Origin of the sequence: Chelatococcus sambhunathii, assembly GCF_001418005.1 — a bacterium.
In the GTDB taxonomy this organism is placed as follows: Bacteria; Pseudomonadota; Alphaproteobacteria; order Rhizobiales; family Beijerinckiaceae; genus Chelatococcus_A; species Chelatococcus_A sambhunathii.
The window spans coordinates 1-1733 of sequence record NZ_LIOL01000032.1 but is presented as its reverse complement, the minus strand read 5'-3'; the positions used below and the strand labels follow the sequence as shown (position 1 = coordinate 1733).

General features: G+C 65.0%; 1 protein-coding gene and 1 pseudogene. Both read left to right on the top strand.

Features of this window, described 5'->3' with window-relative positions; translation table 11 throughout:
* On the top strand, window positions 1-825 hold an 825-nt coding region (locus ASC46_RS20660), incomplete at its 5' end, for a hypothetical protein (protein WP_157672366.1).
* Between the two features lie 70 nt (window positions 826-895).
* Window positions 896-1733, top strand: a pseudogene (locus tag ASC46_RS20655) (hypothetical protein); the annotation flags it as partial.

Here is a 1733-nt window from a genome sequence, read left to right as displayed (position 1 = left end):
GCGCAGTTGCGCACGGCCATTGTCGGTATGGGAATTCCCATCGACAACGCGGACGACGCGATGCTGCTGAAGGCCATCCAGGCCGCGACGGTGACCATCGACGCGATCACCAAGAGCCAGGCCCGGGCGAACATGCCCCTCTTCCCTGAGGTGCTGTCCACGGACGGGCGGATCGGCGTCACCGGCTCTACCGGGCAGATCGTGGTAGGGGCAACCGAGGCCTTCATCTGGCGCGGGCTCTTCCGCATCGACCTGTCGAGCTTCGATCCGCCGGCCCGTACCTTCGCGCTGGCGCCGAACAAGACCTATCACCTGCGCTGGCATGCTTCCGGCACGGGGATGGCGACGCCGGCGGCGTCGTTCCCGAACGGCCGTCTCGTGCTGCGGGACGTGGAGGACGGTGCGTACAATCCGGGCGCTGCTGAGGACGCCACCGCGATTTTCGATACTACCTTCGACGACGCGCTGCTTGCGCGAATTCAGACCAGTCCGTCGAACGAGCCCACCATCACTCGTCTCGCCAACAAGATGTCGCTGTTCCGGTCGGCCCGCGTCGACGGTGTGCCTGCGCCACTGGGGGCGGGAACTCTGGGGTTCTCCTCGTCCACATCTATCAACTGGGCACGGACGCCGAAACTGTCTCACGTCACGGGTTTCGTCGGCGCCGACGTCAGCCCACCCGGTGTTATGGATCATCATGCGAACCGCATCATTAACCCGATGGCTACGCGGTATCTCGCCAGTGCGACCGTGACGACAGACTGGCAGACATCCGTGTCTTTCGGCTCGCGTGCTGCCTACCTCGACTTCAGCCACGCCGCGTGAGGGTGAAATGCCTCGTGGTATTCCTATCGTCGATCTCGACCTGCTCGAGGTCCTGACGCGCGAGTATTCCGTGCCGATGCAGCGGCCTGGCGATCCCGCCGGCCGCGCGACCATCGAACAAGTCCTGGCGCTCGTGGCCGCGGCGCAAGAGATCCAGCCCGGGTCGGACTTCGACGACCTCGGTACGCCGGGGCTCTATATCCTGACGAGCGACGCGAATGCGCCGTTCGACGGCGGGCGCTGGCTCGTTTGGGTCGACGCTGACCCGCTCGACCCTGGCGCTGTCCTTCAGGAGGCCGTGCCGCTGACTGGCGGGACCGGGCCCACGCCCTTCGCCCGGCGGTCCGAAGGCGGGTTGTTCGGCAACTGGATTAGCTCCGGCGCGCCGGACGCCAGCGGTGTTCCCTACGACGACAGCAACGCCTATCCCGGCGCCGAGAATGTGCAGGAAGCGCTGGAGGAAAGCGCCAACTACACGGGATACGTCGAGAACGAGACGACGCTGCAGAACTTCGTTCACGGCCTCGCGCTGTCGAACAACGGCACCGACGCCAACAACGACATCGACATTGCGACCGGACAGGCACGCGGCAACGGTGTCACGGTCACGCTCGAAAGCGTCCTGACGAAGCGGCTTGATGCATCGTGGTCCGAGGGCAACGGTGGCGGCTTTCTCGACACCGGGTCGAAGGCTTCGAGCACGACCTACCACGTCTTTGCCATCCGTAAGGACGCCGATGGCACCGGCGACGCGATCGCTTCGGCGTCTGTCTCGCCCGTGTCCGTGCCGAGCGGCTGGACGATTGTGCAGCGGCTCGGGGCGGTGCTGACGGATGGCAGCGGGAACATCCGATCATTCGTGCAGAACGGTAATGACGTTACGCTTGTCACGTCTATACCCGATATGA